Consider the following 14,828-nt stretch of genomic DNA (forward strand, 5'->3'; position numbering starts at 1 on the left):
CCGAACCGTGTCAACGGTCATGGCCGGATGAGGACCAGACCGATTCCCGGCGGTACGACCGCGTTCGCGTCAGAGGACGTGGAAGCGGAAACCGCGGTCAGCCCGCCGCCGGGTGGGGGTTGCCCAGGTAGGGGAACTCGTCGAGGACGTCGGTGTGGGGCGAGAGTCCGGTGGGCGGGATGTCGCCCTTGGACAGGAACGCCAGGCGGTGGTTGATGACGTCGTCGGTGAAGATCCGGCCGTTCGGATAGCGGGCCGGCTTCGAGGGGTCGTACGTCAGCATGTCCGGCAGCAGGCCTTCCGCGTCGATCGCCGCGATGGCCTCTTCCCGCGAGTAGTTGCCGGTGTGCCCCATGAGGTGGACGAACTGGTCGGTCCACCGGGCACGGTCGTTCACCGGCTCGGCGGCGTTGTACTCCACCTTCGTCTCGTCGGTGTTGAAGAAACTGCTGACGGAGGGGTGACCGGCGCGGTCGACGTGCTCCAGGCGGCCGTCCTTGCGCAGGCTGCAGCGGCCCCAGATGCGGATGTCGGGGTCGGCGCCCAAGTCCGCGGTCGGCAATTCCATCACCGTCGAGAACACGTTCGCCGACGCGTTGGAGTCCACGCCGGTCCACGGCGACTTGCCGCCCAGGTGCGGCGCGGTGAAGTTCCGGCCGCCACTGGTGTCGAACAGCTTCTCCACACCGTCGAAGTCGAAGAAGAAGGCGTCACTGCGACTGCCGGCGAAGAACGTGATGTCACCCGCACGCACCATCCGGGCCCGGGTCCCGAACGACACCTCCTCATCAGAGACGACCTTCTCGCCGACGGCCTCGGGCGAACGGGCCTCCTCGCCCCTGGCAAGGAACACGCTGAACGTCTGCCGGTCGCCCTGCGGAGGGGCGAAGACGTAGCTCACCGCGATATCGGTGAGGCCGTCCCCGTCGTTGTCGATGTTCACCCGGTAGATCGCGTCCGGGTGCAGGGCGTCCGCGTTCGGGTTGGCATTGAGGATGATCACCGTCCGCGCCGGGTCGGCAGGCGCCTGAAACGCGTACAGATCACAGAGGTCCAGCCGCTGGTCTCCCAGCGGCGGGCCCAGGCTCAAACCCGTGAAGTGATTCGACATCCCGCACATCCCTTTCACCGATGGAACACGACCCACCCCGGCACGATCACAGACAGCGCCCGCCGGCCGACGGGCTCGGGCCGCCTCGGCACGGCCGGCCTTCACGAATGCCACCTGGACGACACTGAAACACAAAAGGTCACAAATGCCTGCCAGGCGCGGCCTGGCCCGCAACACCCGACCACCCGGCAGGCCCAGGCGACGGGTACGACGGGAAAATTGGTCTACACCTTGACGCGCGTGGGACCTACGAGTCCCATGGGAGGGCAGAGTTCGACCTCTCGGTGCCACGGGTTCCATCTCTCACGTCGAAGGGACATCTGTGAGACAGCACAGATCCGCTCCGTACGCCGCCGCCTCTCCCCACTCGCCCCGCAGCCGCGCCCTGTCCGGTACGGTTCCCCGGCTCGCCGGATCGCTGCTGCTGGTCCTCGCGGCCGGCGCCTCCGCTCTCGGGGTCGCCGGTTCCGCCCAGGCGCGGCCGGGGTCCCCGGCCGCGCAGGTGCGGCCGCTCGGCCAGATCGTGCCCGCGCCCGCCCAGGTGCACCCGGCAGGCGCGCCGTACACGCTGACGCCTTCCGCGCGCATCCGCGTCGAGGGACACGCAGGCGACGTACACCAGGTCGGCACCTACCTCGCCGGCCTGCTGCGGCCGTCCACCGGCTACGCCCTGCCGGTGGTCGACGACAGCGGCCGAGGCTCGCCGGGCGGGCACGACATCCGGCTCTCCCTCACCTCGGGAAGCGCGGGCCTCGGCGCCGAGGGCTACCGCCTCGACTCGGGCCGGGACGGCGTCACCGTCACCGCCCGCACCTCGGCTGGCCTCTTCCACGGGGTCCAGACGCTGCGCCAGCTGCTGCCGGCCTCGGTCGAGGAACGCACCACGCAGCACGGTCCGTGGCAGGTCGCGGGCGGCATCATCACGGATGTGCCGCGCTACGCCTACCGCGGTGCGATGCTCGACGTGTCGCGGCACTTCTTCACCGTCCCCCAGGTCGAGAAGTACATCGACCAGCTGGCGCTCTACAAGATCAACGAGCTGCATCTGCATCTCTCCGACGACCAGGGCTGGCGCATCGCCATCACGTCGTGGCCCCGGCTGGCCGCTTACGGAGGGTCCACCGCGGTGGGCGGCGGCACCGGCGGCTCCTACACCAAGGCGCAGTACGAGCAGATCGTCGCCTACGCCGCTTCCCGCCATCTGGAGGTCGTGCCGGAGATCGACATGCCCTCCCACACCAACGCGGCGCTCGCCTCGTACCCGCAGCTCAACTGCGACGGTGTGGCGCCGCCCCTCTACACCGGCACGGAGGTCGGCTTCAGCTCGCTGTGCGTGCCCAAGGACGTGACGTACACCTTCGTGGACGACGTCATCCGTGAACTCGCCGCGATCACGCCCGGCCGCTACCTGCACATCGGCGGCGACGAGGCGCACTCCACCAGCCAGGCGGACTACGTGTCGTTCATGAACCGCGCGGAGGCCGTCGTGCAGAAGTACGGCAAGACGGTCATGGGCTGGCACCAGATCACCTCGGCGGCGCCGGTCGACGGAAGGGTGGCCGAGTACTGGGGCTACGACGACACCGGCGCGGCGGAGCGCGCCCAGGTCGCCGCGGCGGCGAAGAACGGCACCAGGATCGTGCTCGCGCCGGCCGACCGCTCGTATCTGGACATGAAGTACGACGAGGACACGGTGCTGGGCCAGGACTGGGCGGGCACGGTGGAGGTGGACCGCTCCTACGACTGGGACCCGGGTACGTATCTCGCGGACGCCGGGGTGCCGTCGAGTGCGGTGCTGGGTGTCGAGGCGCCGCTGTGGACGGAGACGATCGTCACGAACGACGACATCGAGGCCATGGCCTTCCCCCGGCTGCCGGGCATAGCGGAGCTCGGCTGGTCGCCCGAGGCCACGCACGACTGGGACACCTACCGGGTGCGTCTGGCGGCCCAGGGGCCGAGGATGACGGCGCTGGGCATCGACTTCCACCGCTCGCCGCTGGTCGACTGGCCCACGGACGGCTGACGCCGTCCCGGCAGCCGGTGGGGCCACCCGCCGGCTGCCGGGCGGACCGCGTGCAGGTGGGGCGGCGGGAGGGCGCCCCTGGTCCGTGGCCCGCGGTCGCGTACGCTCGATCGCCGGCGCACCGCACAGCCGCCCCGGCCGGCTCCTCCGGTCGGCGGCCGCCGGCGCACCCGGCCCCGCCCGCGGCCATATCGCGGATCGGGCACACGATCGGAGTACGCGAGTGAGCACGGCGAACCCTTCGGCAACGGCCGGCCCCGCCGGGCCGCGGATCGGCTCGCATGTGGCCGTGGGCGGCGGCCTCCTTCGTGTGGGGCTGCGCGAGGCGGTGGAGGTGGCGGCCGAGGTCATCCAGATCTTCACCGGGAGCCCTCGCTCGTGGCGGACGTCCGCGGCCGACCCCGGCGCGGACGAAGCCTTCCGCGAGCGCTGCTCGGAGCTCTCGATCCCGGTCTTCGTCCACGCCTCGCACCTCATCAACCTGGGATCGCCTTCCGCCGGGACGCGGGACAACTCCGTCGCCCTGCTCCGGCACACGCTGGGGCGAGCGGCGGCGCTCGGCGCCCGCGGTGTCGTCGTCCACGCCGGCACATCGGTCGTCCGCGGGCACCGTCAGGCGGCGCTGGCCGGACTGCACGCGCTGGTGGGGAGCCTCCTCGACCAGGAGCGGCACGGCGTCCGGCTGCTGATCGAGCCGACCGCGGGCGGCGGGGAGGCCCTCGCCTCGACCGCTGACAGCACGATCGAGTACTTCGCGGCGCTGGACGACGACCGCGTGGGGGTGTGCCTGGACACCTGCCACCTGCACGCGGCCGGTGAACCCATGACCACCCCGGCGGAGGTCGTCCGCACGGTGGGCAGGGTCGCGGCGGGCCTCGGCGCGGGGCGCGTCGGGCTGGTCCACGTCAACGACAGCCGGGACGCCGCCGGCTCCCACCGCGATCGGCACGAGTCCCTGGGGAAGGGGCGGTTGGGAGCGGACGCCTTCGCCGGGCTGTTCCTCGCACCGGCCCTGGAGGGAATACCGATGCTGGTCGAGACACCGTCGCACCGCGAGGACGTCGCCTTCCTCAAGGCGCTGCGGGCACGCGACCGCGCGCAAGGGGAGCGTCACGCCGCGGCTCCCGGCGGGTCCGCCGGGCGGTGACCGGCGGACCCGCCGCTCACCTGGCGAGGGCGCGGGACCCCTCGTGCACCAGCAGCATCTCCGCGCCGCTGCGGGCCTCACCGGCCGGATCGGCGGCGTGCTGCACGGCCGCCGTCGCCACCGAGCCCTCCACCAGGAGGTAGACGGCGTTCGCCACCGCGGGGGTGTAGCCCGACGCGGCGACGATGCCGGTGACCAGGGCGCGGAACGCCCGCTGGTGGTGGTGCACCTCGGCCGCCACGGCAGGGTTGGTGGGCCCGAGCTCCCCGTACACGTTCATCCACGGACAGCCGCGGAAGTCGGGCTGGCGAAACCACTCGTCGAGGTAGTCGAAGATCGCCAGCACCCGCCGCCGCGGCGCTTCGACGTCCGAGACGTAGTCCTCGATGGCCGCCATCATGCGGTCGTGGCGTCGCCGGAGGAAGGCGACGACCAGGTCGTCCTTGCTCGGGAACAGCTGGTAGACGCGCCGCATCGGGAGGTCCGCGGCGGCGCGGACGTCCCCCATGGTCACCGCCTGGATGCCGCGCGCGTAGAAGACCTGCTCGGCAGCGTCGAGCAGCCGGCTGCGCAAGACCTCATGGGCGGCTGTCGTCGATGCCACGGGACCCCTCTTGCTGGCGAGAATGACCGTTCTCTAGACTACAGCCGGCAGTGAGAATGAGTATTCTCCCGCCGGTGCGGGACGAGGGCTGCGCCCTCCGGCGCCGGCGGACACCGAAGGCCCGCGGGACACCATCCCGGCAAGGAGAAGAACCGAATGCCCCTGCTGGAAGACATCACCGAGCCCGCGGACCTGCGCGACCTGGGCCCCGCGCAACTCGACACCCTCGCCCGGGAGATCCGCGACTTCCTCGTGCGGCATGTGGCGGAGACCGGCGGCCACCTCGGACCGAACCTGGGCGTCGTCGAGCTGACCCTTGCCCTGCACCGCACCTTCGACTCGCCCCGCGACACGCTGCTGTGGGACGTCGGCCACCAGGCCTACGTCCACAAGCTGGTCACCGGCAGGGCGGCGGACTTCTCCGGCCTCCGCCGCCGCGGCGGCCTGTCCGGCTACCCCAGCAGAGGCGAGTCCGTCCACGACCACATCGAGCACTCGCACGCCTCCATGGCACTGTCCTACGCCGACGGCATGGCCAAGGCCCGCGGGCTGAAGGGCGATCCCGGCCGCCACATCGTGGCCGTCGTCGGTGACGGCGCCCTGACCGGCGGGGCCGCCTGGGAAGCCCTCAACAACATCGCGGCAGCGCCGGAACGCCCGGTGGTGATCGTCGTGAACGACAACGGCCGGTCGTACGCGCCGACGGTCGGCGGACTGGCCCGCAACCTGTCGGCGCTCCGCACCCACGCGGGGTACGAACGCCTGCTGGGCTGGGGCAAGCAGGCTCTTGACGGCGCCGGCCCGACGGGACACACCGTCTACCGCGCGCTGCACGCCGCCAAGAAGGGGATCAAGGACGCGCTCGCGCCGCAGGCCCTCTTCGAGGACCTCGGCCTGAAGTACCTCGGCCCGGTCGACGGCCACGACATCGCCGCCCTGGAGGAGGCGCTGGAACGCGCCAAGGCGTGCCGGGCCCCGGTGATCGTCCACTGCGTCACCCGCAAGGGAGAGGGATACCGGCCCGCGGAGGAGGACCAGGCGGACCACTTCCACGGCATCGGGACCATCGACCCGGCCACGGGCACGCAGTTGCGGCCCAGCGGGCTGACCTGGTCCGCCGCGTTCGGACAGGAGCTGGTCGCGGCCGCCGCCGGGCGCGAGGACGTGGTCGCGATCACCGCGGCCATGCCGGGATCGGTCGGCCTGACCGGCTTCGCGGAAAAGTACCCCTCGCGCTTCTTCGACGTCGGCATCGCCGAGCAGCACGCGGTGGGCTCGGCCGCGGGACTGGCCATGAGCGGCCTGCATCCGGTGGTGGCGCTCTACGGGACCTTCCTCAACCGGGCCATCGACCAGGTGCTGATGGACCTCGCGCTGCACCGGCTCGGGGTCACGATCGCGATCGACCGGGCCGGCGTGACCGGGGACGACGGCCCGAGCCACAACGGCATGTGGGACCTGGCGCTGCTCCAGGCCGTACCGGGCCTGCGCATGGCGGCGCCCCGCGACCTCCCCTCGCTGCACGAGGAGTTGGGCGAGTCGCTGCGGATCGGGGACGCGCCCACGGCCATCCGCTTCCCGCGCGGCGCCGTGGGCCCTGCCCTGCCCGCGGTACGCCGCTCGGGCGGTGTCGACGTGCTGCGGGAGTCGCACACCGGAGTCCTGGTGGTCGCCGTGGGCACCATGGCGCGCGCGGCGCTCGAAGCGGCGGACCTGTGCGCCGCGCAGGGTGTGGAGACCACGGTCGTGGATCCCCGGTGGGTCAAGCCCCTGCCGCGGGAGCTGCTGCGGATGGCGGCCCGCCACCGGCGCGTCGTGACCGTCGAGGACGGGCTGCGCACCGGAGGTGTCGGGACCTGTCTCCTCCAGGAGCTGAGCGACGCGGGCAGCACCGCCGACGTCCACGTGCTCGGAGTGTCCGACGGTTTTCCCGAGCAGGGCACCCGGGCAGAGCTGCTGGCCGAGGCCGGACTCACCGCCCGGTCGATCGCCGAGGCCGTGATCTCCGGGGCCTCCGCCGGCGCTGCCGCCTGACCTGCCGGCGCGCGCGCCGCCGAGGCACCCGGCGGCGGCCGGTGCCGGTCGCAGGACGCCCGGCCGCGCAGCCCGTTGCGGATCGCGATCTGCCCCGAGGTGCTGTTCATGACGGTGCTGGGGAACCGCCCCGGGTTGACCAGATACGGCTTGGCCATCGTCAGCGTGTCGTACAGCAGCGTGCTGTGCGTCGACGTGGAGCCGGTGCCGGCACCGGCCGGTGGGCATGGGCGGTCCGCGCGGCCGGGGCCGGCGCGCGTAGGCTGCTGTCATGGAGATCCGTACCGTGGCCGGTCCGGCGGCGGCAGGCGGCGCCGGCAGGACCGGGGACGCGCCGGGAGAGGGCGCCGGGGCACTGGTCCGGTTCCTGGCCGGGCGGCGCTCCGTGGTCGTCCTCAGCGGGGCGGGCCTGTCCACGGAATCGGGTATCCCGGACTACCGCGGGGTCACCGGCCGCCGGCGGCGATCGGCACCGATGACCTTCCAGGAGTTCATCGCGGACGAGGCCGGCCGGCGCAGGTACTGGGCCCGCAGCCACCTGGGATGGCAGGCCATCGCACGTGCCCGGCCCAACGCCGGTCACCTGGCCGTGACGCGTCTGGTGCGGTCGGGGCTCGTCTCAGGGGTGGTCACCCAGAACGTCGACGGCCTGCACGCGGCCGCCGGTACCGCTGAGGCGATCGACCTGCACGGAAGGCTCGACCGCGTCGTGTGTCTCGACTGCGGCGACCGCAGCGACCGCGAGCGCCTGGACGAACGCCTGGCCCTGGTCAACCCCGGCTTCCGGGCCGTCGCCGCCGAGGCCAACGCGGACGGCGACGCCGAGCTCCCGGCGGCCCGTGCCGCGGAATTCCGCGTCGTGGCCTGCGAGGCCTGCGGCACCGGGACGCTCAAGCCCGACGTGGTCTTCTTCGGGGAGAACGTGCCGGCCGAGCGTGTCCACCGGTGCTACGACCTGGTGGACGCGTCGTTCGCCCTGCTGGTCCTCGGTTCGTCCCTCACCGTGATGTCCGGGCTGCGCTTCGTCCGGCGGGCGGCGCGCCTGGGCACGCCGGTGGCGATAGTCAACCAGGGCCCCACCCGCGGGGACAGCTTCGCGGCGCTACGGCTCGACCTGCCGCTCGGACCGACGCTCACCACCCTCGCCGACGCCCTGGACGCCTGACGGGCGGAGGATCGGCAGCGATGAGGCGGAGGCCGCCACCGCGGCCGGCTCAGCGCAGGCGCTGGTAGACCGCGCCGTCCCTGGTGCGCCCGAGGAAGCCCTCCTCGATCAGGTAGCGCCGCAGCGCGGAGGTGTCCTCGTGCACGGTGGAGAGGGCCTCGTTCACCTCGCGCTCGGTGTAGACGCGGCCGCCGGTGAACAGGCGGGCGGCCAGATAACCGAGCAGTTGCTCGCGACGGGCGGGGCGACGCGGGATGGCGGTCAGCCGCCCGCGTGAGAACAGATCGGTCACGCCGTGCGCCGTCTGCCGGGCTTCGTCGTCGGTGCTCACCCGTCCACCCTGCGGCCGCCTGTCGCCGACGTCAACGCATTTCCTTAGCATGGAAGGACCGGGGCATCCGCGGGACACCCCCTTCCGCCTTGGCCGCGGAAGTGACGCGCCGGGTGCCCGTCTCCGGGGCGGCCGAACCTTCGATGACCGCGTGAGGGCCCGCTCGCTCCCGGACGTTCGTCCGCGGCACATCTGCCGGACGTCCGGCCGTCGGTGGGACGTTCACCCGGAGGGTGATGGTGCGGGCGTCGGGCCCGCCGGGCGCGAGAGCTCCGTCCCTGAAAGGGCACCTCCATGAAGCGTAGTGCTGCCGCCGGCGCCGCACTGGTCGCCGTGCTGACCGCTGCCGCCGTCACGATTCCCAGCGCCTCCGCAAGGGAACTCCCGCACGGCGCGCCGCACTACTACACGACGAAGACCCCGTACACGCCGCAGGAACGGCTCCGGGACTACGAGGCGGCGCCGAAGGGCTTCGCCCCGGTCTTCACCGAGAACGTCGCCCGGCACGGCTCGCGGGCCATGACCGACAGCAGCGACGGTGACGCCGTCCTCGCGGTGCTGGCAAGCGCCGGTGCGCAGGGCGGACTCACCCGCCTCGGTGCCCGGCTGGCGCCGCAGGTGCAGGCCCTGCTGGCCGGAGCCGAGAGCATCGGCTACGGCAGCCTCGCCGGCCGTGGCGTGCAGGAGCAGCGGGACACCGCCCTGCGCATGGAGCGGCGCCTTCCCTCCCTGTTCGCCGCCGTGAAGGCGAAGGGCGAGCCCATCGAGGTCGAGACCTCCGGCGTGGCACGTGCCGTGGCCAGCGCCGACGCGTTCACCGACGGACTGAAGGCCGGCGACCCCGCCCTGGCCCCGCTGATCCAGTCCCCGGTCACCGACAAGGACCTGCTGTACTTCCACAAGCAGCCGCAGAACGCCGACTATCAGGCGTACCTCGCCGACGACCCCGACCTGGCCGCGGTGATCGCGAGGATCGACGGCCGGCCGAACACCGCCAAGGCCGCCGGGCACGTGGTCTCCGGGCTGTTCGCCGAGCACTTCGCCGCCACGATCTCCGACGACGACAAGATCTCCTTCTCCCGCTCGCTCTACGAGCTCTACAGCGCCGCGGCCGACCTGCGGGCCGAGGCTCCGGCCGTGGACCTCGACTCCTTCCTGCCTGCGGCCGACGCCCGCTGGTTCGCCTACCTCGACGACGCCGAGGAGTTCTACCAGAAGGGCCCCGCCTTCAGCGGCCGGACCATCACCTACGACATGGCAGGCGTGCTGCTCGACGACCTGTTCGCGCAGGCCGAGGCGAAGGCCGACGGCAGCAGCGACAAGGGCGCAGTCCTGCGATTCACCCACGCGGAGGAGGTCGAGCCGCTCGCCGTACTGCTCCGGCTGCCCGGCAGTGCCGAGGCCGCCGACGCGGACCCCGACCACCCGTACACGTACCGGAACAACCCGTGGCGCGGCGCCGACGTCGCCCCCATGGCGGCGAACATCCAGTGGGACCTCTACGCCGGCACCCCGCACAACGGCAAGGGCACGAAGTACCTGGTGCGGATGCTCCGCAACGAGAAGGAGACGGCGTTCAAGCCCTCCTGCAAGCCGATCGCCAGGGGCAGCAACTTCTACGATCTCGACGAGCTCAAGAGCTGCTACGGCCGGAGCTGACCGCGGTCACGACCTGCCGTCGACGGTGGTGGGCGCCGACACCCCGTCCGGCTCACGCCGGCGTATCCCCCGGGGCAGGTCGTCGTTGGCGTGGTGTCCGACGATCGACGCCGAGCCGGAGAAGCCGTGCCAGCTGATGCTGTTGTGTGCCCGCCCGCCGAACTCGTGGCAGCCCGGGTGCGGGATCCCTACCCGTACTTCGCCTGGCTCCGTGAGCACGATCCCGCCCGGGTGGAACACCGGCCCGGCAGGCCGGCGGTGTGGCAGATCTCCCGCCACGAGGATGTCCGCGCACTGCTCAGCGACCCGCGCCTGAGCAAGGAACCGGGCAGAGTCCCGGGTTACGTGCCGGGCCCTGCAGGGCTCAACCGCCACCTGGTCCACGCCGACCCGCCGGACCACACCCGGCTGCGCACCCTGGTCAATTCGGCGTTCGTCCCCCGCCGCATCGCGCTGCTGGAACCGGTCATCCGCGACGTGGCGAACCGCCTGCTGGACCGGGTCGAGCAACACGCACACATCGACGTCATCGCGGACTTCGCAGCGCCGCTGACGTTCCGGATGATCTGCGCGGTCCTGGGAGTACCGGAAGCGCTCGACACCCCCGCCACCCGCGACACGCTCATGTCCACCATCGCCCCTGACCCCGCCGTGGACACCCGGCAGTCCGAGAAGGACCTGCACGCGCTGCTGGACGTCCTGATCGCAGGAAAGCGGTCCGGCCGGGTCGAGGACGGAACCGACCTGCTGGGCGCACTCGTCAGGGCCGGCGACGAGAGCGGGGCCATGAGCGAGGAGGAACTGCGCTCCACCGCCTACCTGCTCCTGCTGGTGGGCCATGACACCAGCATGAACCTCATCGGCAACGGCATGCTCGCCCTGCTCCGCCACCCCGACCAGGCCGCCCGCCTGACCGGCCGCGACGCCGGACCCCGGCTCCTGGGCACGGCGGTCGAGGAGTTGCTGCGCTACGACTCCCCCGTGCGGGACGCGACCTTCCGCTGCGCGGCCGAGCCGGTCCCACTGCACGGGCGGACCATCGGCGAGGGGGAGATCGTCAGCCTCCTCATCGGGTCCGCCAACCGGGACCGGCGGCGCTTCGCGGAACCCGACACCCTGGACCTGGCCCGCACCCCGAACGAGCACCTCGCCTTCGGGTACGGCCCCCACTTCTGCATCGGCGCTGCCCTGGCCCGCCTCGAAGGTGCCATCGCCTTCCCGCTGCTTCTGGAACGCCTCGGCACCGTGGCCCTGGCCAAACCCCTCGACGAACTGCCCTGGCGCCCGGCCCGGGTGATGCGCGGGCTCACCGCGCTGCCTCTCGTACGGCAGTGACAACCCGGCTCCCGCACCACCACCACACACCGCAGGAAGAGGACCTCGTGACCTCCCAGGTCCCCGAACCGGTGGTACTGACCGCGCGCCACGACGGCACGCTGGTCATCACCCTCAACCGGCCCGGCGTGCGCAACGCCCTCGACCGGTCCCTGGCCGATGCCCTGGATGCGGCCCTCACCCGGCTGGAAACCGACCCGGAGCTGCACGTCGGCCTCCTGACGGGCGCCGGCGGCCACTTCTGCTCCGGCATGGACCTCAAGGCCTTTCCCACCGACGGCGTGCCCACCGTCGCGGACCGCGGACTCGCGGGGCTGACCCGCGTCCGCCGCGCCAAGCCGCTGATCGCCGCCGTCGAAGGAGCCGCGGTCGCCGGCGGACTCGAACTCGCCCTCGCCTGCGACCTGATCACGGCGGCCGACACCGCTTTCTTCGCCCTGCCCGAGGTGAGCCGCGGACTCATCGCCTCCGAAGGGGGCGCGATCCGGCTCCCGTCCCGGCTGCCCCATCACCTGGCCATGGAGATGCTCCTCACCGGAGCCCCGCTGTCCGCCGCCGACGCTGCCCGGCACGGCCTGGTCAACCAGCTCACCGGCGAAGGCAAAGCCGTGCGGGCAGCCCTCGCGCTCGCCGACCGCGTCCGCGCCAACTCCCCTGACGCCGTCCGAGTCACCCGGCGGATCGTCGAGGCGACCCGCGGTCTCGACGACCACGCCGCATTCGCCGTCCAGGACCCCCTCAGCGAACCGCTCGCGCACTCCACCGCGGCAGCGGAAGGCGCCCTCGCCTTCTGCCAGAAACGGCCACCGGACTGGACCGCCTGACCACCCGCCACCAGGCGTCGGCAACAGGGAAGACGGCGGCCGAGGCCTGCCCGGGGGCGGGCCCGGCAGGGTTCGCGGGCCAGGCCCTAAAGGGTCCGCAGGGCGGGATCGATCTCCGCCAGGATCTCCAGCATCAGACGTGCGCCGTGAGCGACCCTGCGGTCGGTGTCCCGCGACATGTCCTCGCACAGCAGCACCGCGATGTCACGCTCGTCGGAGAAGACGCCGAACACATCGAGGATCGCGGTGTGGATCCAGTCGCCGTGATTCCCGCCGGCGACCGCCAGCGCGGACGCCACTGCCGCCAGCCCGCTCCTGTCCTTGCGCCGGAGCAGGGCCTCGGCGGTCCTGCGGGTGACGAAGGTGTCGCGCGGGTCGAGCACGAGGTCCAGCAGCGGTGCGAGCGCCGCCTCCATGTCGGCGAATCCCGCGAGACCTTGACCGGCGTCCGCCCGGTCACGGTGGTCGTCGCTCCGCCCGAGCTCCGCGAGCGCCTCGACCGCCGCACGCCGCAGACCGCTGTTCACGCGTTCACCCTCGTCTCCCCCGGTCCCTGACGCCCTCAACCTACCGGCGGCCGCCCCGCTCATGGCCGCTCGGCTGTCCGGCACCCTCCAGGAGGCCCGACGACTTCCCCTGAAACCCGCGCGGCGGCTCCCCCCGCGGCGCGTGGGGCCCAACAGAACGCATCACTAAGGTTAGGCTAACCTAATCTGCATGACGGCTGGTGAGGGAGCCGACAGCCGGGCGCGTCCGCGTGCCCAGGAACTGTCGGCCACGGGAATGACGGTGGCGTACGACCGCGTCGACGTCGTACATGGCGCCGCGATCGCGATCCGGCCCGGCGAGGTGACCGCGCTCGTGGGTCCGAACGGCAGCGGGAAGTCGACGCTGCTGCGCACGCTCGCCCGTCTCCAGCGTGCCCGCAGCGGCACGCTCACGCTGCGGGCAGGCGCCGACGACACCACCGACGGCTTCGGCCTCGACCCGCGCGAGTTCGCCCAGCGGGTCGCCCTGCTGACGCAGGGACGGCCCACGCCCGGCGGGCTCAGCGTCCGGGACGTGGTCGAGTTCGGCCGCTACCCGCACCGCGGCCGCTGGGGCCGGCCGGACCCCGGGGGCTCCGCAGCGGTGGAGCGCGCGCTCGGCCTGACCGGCGTGGAGCACCTGTCCGCCCGCGGTGTCGAGCACCTGTCCGGCGGACAGCTGCAGCGGGTGTGGCTGGCCGGCTGCCTCGCGCAGGAGACCGGCGTGCTGCTGCTCGACGAGCCCACCACCTATCTCGACCTGCGGTACCAGATCGAACTCCTCGACCTGATCCGCGATCTCGCCGACGAGCACTCCATCGCCGTCGGAGTCGTCCTGCACGACCTGGACCAGGCGGCCGCCGTCGCCGACCGGGTGGCACTGCTCGACGCCGGACGGATCATCGCCGACGGCCGGCCCGAGGACGTACTGACGCCCGAGCGGCTGTCGGAGGTCTACGGAATCCGGATCGACGTCGACACCGACCCCTCCACCGGCAGGCTGCGCACCCGCGCCGTCGGCCGCCACCACACACGGAACGAAAGGCTCCGCCCCTCCTCATGAGACGCCCCCGCCTCACCCCGACCGCCGCCGCGGCGGCCGTCGTTGCCGCGCTCGCCCTGACCGGCTGCGGTACGACCCACCCGGCCGCCGACGCCGCGCCCACCTCCGCCGCCGGGCCCGCCCCGGCCACCGCGGCGGGCCCGATCACCCTCACCGACGCGACGGGTACCACGGTGAAGCTCGACGCTCCCGCCACCAAGGTCGTGGGCACCGAGTGGAACGTCGTGGAGGACCTCGTCACCCTCGGCGTGGACCCGGTGGGCGTCGCCGATGTGAAGGGCTACCAGGCGTGGGACTCCGCCGTCCCGTTGAAGAACTCCCCCAGGGACATCGGCACCCGCGGCGAGCCCAGCATGGACACCATCGCGACACTCGACCCCGATCTCATCGTCGCGACCACCGACCTGACGCAGTCGGCGGTGGCGCAGCTGCGCAAGATCGCGCCGGTGCTCGAAGTGCGGTCGGCCGACGCCGCCGACCAGATCGGCCTCATGACCAGGAACCTGGACCTGATCGCCAGGGCCACCGGGACGGAGCAGAGGGCGGCCGCCGCCGAGCGGGCCTTCGACACGAAGATGGCCGCCGGCCGGGACGCCCTGAAGGCCGCGGGCCTCGCCGGGGCCAGGTACGCCTTCGCCGACGCCTACGTCCAGTCCAACCAGGTGTCGATCCGCCCCTACACCGGCGGCTCGCTGATCGGCGCCGTCAACGAGCGGCTCGGTCTCGAGAACGCCTGGACGGTCAAGGGCGACAAGGACTACGGCCTCGCGACCACCGACGTGGAGGGCCTCACCGGCCTCGGTGACGCCAGGTTCACCTACCTCGCCAACGCCGTCGACGGCGACCCGTTCGCCGACACCCTGTCGAAGAACGCCGTGTGGAAGTCGCTGCCCTTCGTCAAGGCGGGCCATGTCGACCGGCTGCCCGACGGCGTGTGGATGTTCGGCGGTCCCGCCTCGATGGAGGCGTACGCCGACGCCGTCGTCGCCGCGCTGACGACGTAGC

The 14,828-nt window shown here is 72.4% G+C and carries 14 protein-coding genes; 9 read left to right on the plus strand and 5 right to left on the minus strand.

What is annotated here, in order from left to right:
- Positions 1-97 precede the first annotated feature (97 nt).
- Positions 98-1,111, minus strand: a complete 1,014-nt coding sequence (locus ACGFMP_RS13020) for a DUF4331 family protein (RefSeq protein ID WP_393672251.1) — start codon at positions 1,109-1,111, stop codon at positions 98-100.
- Positions 1,112-1,433: 322 nt separating this feature from the next.
- On the opposite strand from ACGFMP_RS13020, the gene ACGFMP_RS13025 reads away from it, so the two are divergent.
- Complete coding sequence (locus tag ACGFMP_RS13025) at positions 1,434-3,134, plus strand: beta-N-acetylhexosaminidase (protein ID WP_393672253.1); 1,701 nt, start codon at positions 1,434-1,436, stop codon at positions 3,132-3,134.
- Positions 3,135-3,357: 223 nt separating this feature from the next.
- The gene (locus tag ACGFMP_RS13030) at positions 3,358-4,281 is read left to right on the plus strand and encodes a deoxyribonuclease IV (RefSeq protein WP_393672254.1); all 924 of its coding nucleotides are present in this window, start codon (positions 3,358-3,360) and stop codon (positions 4,279-4,281) included.
- A gap of 16 nt (positions 4,282-4,297) precedes the next feature.
- Here ACGFMP_RS13030 and ACGFMP_RS13035 read toward each other — a convergent pair whose 3' ends face one another.
- Entirely contained in the window at positions 4,298-4,885 is a 588-nt protein-coding gene (locus ACGFMP_RS13035; protein ID WP_393672255.1) for a TetR/AcrR family transcriptional regulator, read from the minus strand.
- A 156-nt stretch (positions 4,886-5,041) separates the two neighbouring features.
- Between ACGFMP_RS13035 and dxs the strand changes: the two genes are divergently transcribed.
- Together dxs and ACGFMP_RS13045 are read left to right on the plus strand one after the other, a co-directional pair.
- Positions 5,042-6,919 carry a 1-deoxy-D-xylulose-5-phosphate synthase gene (dxs, locus tag ACGFMP_RS13040; protein WP_393672256.1) on the plus strand — a complete coding sequence of 626 codons (1,878 nt, stop codon included), beginning with the start codon at positions 5,042-5,044 and terminating at the stop codon, positions 6,917-6,919.
- Between the two features lie 271 nt (positions 6,920-7,190).
- The gene (locus tag ACGFMP_RS13045) at positions 7,191-8,084 is read left to right on the plus strand and encodes an NAD-dependent protein deacetylase (RefSeq protein WP_393672257.1); all 894 of its coding nucleotides are present in this window, start codon (positions 7,191-7,193) and stop codon (positions 8,082-8,084) included.
- A 49-nt stretch (positions 8,085-8,133) separates the two neighbouring features.
- On the opposite strand, the gene ACGFMP_RS13050 is transcribed toward ACGFMP_RS13045, so the two are convergent.
- Complete coding sequence (locus ACGFMP_RS13050) at positions 8,134-8,415, minus strand: DUF2087 domain-containing protein (protein ID WP_393672258.1); 282 nt, start codon at positions 8,413-8,415, stop codon at positions 8,134-8,136.
- Between the two features lie 294 nt (positions 8,416-8,709).
- Here ACGFMP_RS13050 and ACGFMP_RS13055 point away from each other — a divergent pair, with 294 nt between their 5' ends.
- Complete coding sequence (locus ACGFMP_RS13055; RefSeq protein WP_393672259.1) at positions 8,710-10,074, plus strand: histidine-type phosphatase; 1,365 nt, start codon at positions 8,710-8,712, stop codon at positions 10,072-10,074.
- A 6-nt stretch (positions 10,075-10,080) separates the two neighbouring features.
- On the opposite strand, the gene ACGFMP_RS13060 is transcribed toward ACGFMP_RS13055, so the two are convergent.
- A complete protein-coding gene (locus ACGFMP_RS13060) occupies positions 10,081-10,293 on the minus strand; it encodes a hypothetical protein (RefSeq protein ID WP_393672261.1) in 213 nt (70 codons plus the stop codon).
- A 12-nt stretch (positions 10,294-10,305) separates the two neighbouring features.
- Between ACGFMP_RS13060 and ACGFMP_RS13065 the strand changes: the two genes are divergently transcribed.
- A complete protein-coding gene (locus tag ACGFMP_RS13065; RefSeq protein ID WP_393672263.1) occupies positions 10,306-11,409 on the plus strand; it encodes a cytochrome P450 in 1,104 nt (367 codons plus the stop codon).
- Positions 11,406-12,233: a crotonase/enoyl-CoA hydratase family protein gene (locus ACGFMP_RS13070; protein WP_393672264.1), complete on the plus strand. Its 828-nt coding sequence runs from the start codon at positions 11,406-11,408 to the stop codon at positions 12,231-12,233. Before ACGFMP_RS13065 ends, ACGFMP_RS13070 begins: the two co-directional genes overlap by 4 nt.
- Positions 12,234-12,319: 86 nt before the next feature.
- Here the strand turns inward: ACGFMP_RS13070 and ACGFMP_RS13075 are convergent, their stop codons facing one another.
- Positions 12,320-12,760 (minus strand): hypothetical protein, encoded by a 441-nt coding sequence (locus ACGFMP_RS13075; protein ID WP_393672265.1) that lies wholly within the window; start codon positions 12,758-12,760, stop codon positions 12,320-12,322.
- 190 nt (positions 12,761-12,950) lie between these two features.
- Between ACGFMP_RS13075 and ACGFMP_RS13080 the strand changes: the two genes are divergently transcribed.
- Both ACGFMP_RS13080 and ACGFMP_RS13085 read left to right on the plus strand, forming a co-directional pair.
- Positions 12,951-13,823, plus strand: a complete 873-nt coding sequence (locus ACGFMP_RS13080) for an ABC transporter ATP-binding protein (RefSeq protein WP_393672267.1) — start codon at positions 12,951-12,953, stop codon at positions 13,821-13,823.
- On the plus strand, positions 13,820-14,827 hold the full coding sequence (locus tag ACGFMP_RS13085) for an iron-siderophore ABC transporter substrate-binding protein (protein ID WP_393672268.1): 1,008 nt from the start codon (positions 13,820-13,822) through the stop codon (positions 14,825-14,827). The genes ACGFMP_RS13080 and ACGFMP_RS13085 overlap by 4 nt, the downstream gene beginning before the upstream one ends.
- Position 14,828: the final 1 nt, after the last annotated feature.

It is taken from the genome of Streptomyces sp. NPDC049040 (assembly GCF_043197715.1).
In the GTDB taxonomy this organism is placed as follows: Bacteria; Actinomycetota; Actinomycetes; order Streptomycetales; family Streptomycetaceae; genus Actinacidiphila.

Coding starts and splice junctions, on each gene's coding strand:
- ACGFMP_RS13020 (WP_393672251.1), bottom strand. CDS start 1,111: ATGTCGAATCACTTCACGGGTTTGAGCCTGGGCCCGCCGCTGGGAGAC.
- dxs (WP_393672256.1), top strand. CDS start 5,042: ATGCCCCTGCTGGAAGACATCACCGAGCCCGCGGACCTGCGCGACCTG.
- ACGFMP_RS13045 (WP_393672257.1), top strand. CDS start 7,191: ATGGAGATCCGTACCGTGGCCGGTCCGGCGGCGGCAGGCGGCGCCGGC.
- ACGFMP_RS13055 (WP_393672259.1), top strand. CDS start 8,710: ATGAAGCGTAGTGCTGCCGCCGGCGCCGCACTGGTCGCCGTGCTGACC.
- ACGFMP_RS13080 (WP_393672267.1), top strand. CDS start 12,951: ATGACGGCTGGTGAGGGAGCCGACAGCCGGGCGCGTCCGCGTGCCCAG.
- ACGFMP_RS13085 (WP_393672268.1), top strand. CDS start 13,820: ATGAGACGCCCCCGCCTCACCCCGACCGCCGCCGCGGCGGCCGTCGTT.